Source organism: Vibrio sp. 03_296 (assembly GCF_002265885.1).
In genome coordinates this window covers 1-681 of record NZ_NPKW01000881.1, presented here as the reverse complement: position 1 = coordinate 681, position 681 = coordinate 1, and the positions used below count along the sequence as shown (strand labels likewise).

General features: G+C 42.2%; 1 protein-coding gene. It reads left to right on the top strand.

The window, feature by feature from the left end; genetic code table 11:
• Positions 1–431: 431 nt before the first annotated feature.
• Positions 432–681 (top strand): prepilin-type N-terminal cleavage/methylation domain-containing protein (locus CIK04_RS28580; RefSeq protein ID WP_128824742.1); only part of this gene is annotated, 250 nt, incomplete at its 3' end.

Here is a 681-nt window from a genome sequence, read left to right as displayed (position 1 = left end):
AACGGCAGCCCAAGTCTCAGTCAAGAGAATGTTAGAGCGAGCGAAACCTGTATAAGCAGGAATGGCTCTTGCAGGGAAAACCTAAGCAGATAGAGATGGATGGACAAGCCATTCCTCTTTCTACTTATGGGTGGGTGCCCTTAATTGGTGAAAATGGGCAGCCAGATTGTCAGAGATGGTTAGACTTTCACTCTCCAGAACGTCGTATTTTGGAATCTCATTTAACCAATGTAAGCGARAGTAAGATAAATGAAACCTATCAATGTCAATTTAACTACCAGAATGGCTTATTAATTGTGGTAAGTCAGCAACATAAGATATTGAAAATTAGTGTACGAAAATATGGCAGATGATTATTTTTGACGCATTGGTCTATTTTGATATTCAAAGATAGGTATAATAGCCGAAAACCTATAAGTGAAAGGTTGAGTATGAAACAAAATCAAAACGGTTTTTCTTTGGTTGAATTGGTTGTGGTGATTGTGGTTGTCGGTTTATTGGCAGTTGCAGCGCTACCACGATTCTTGGATGTCACTGACGCTGCGAAGAAAGCCAGTATTGAAGGTGTGGCAGGTGGATTTGCGACGGGGGTTTTATCTGCGCGCGCGCAGTGGGAAGCCGAAGCTCGTCCGTCAAGAAACATCAATAGCCAAGAGCAAAATACCGTCAACTACGATGGTG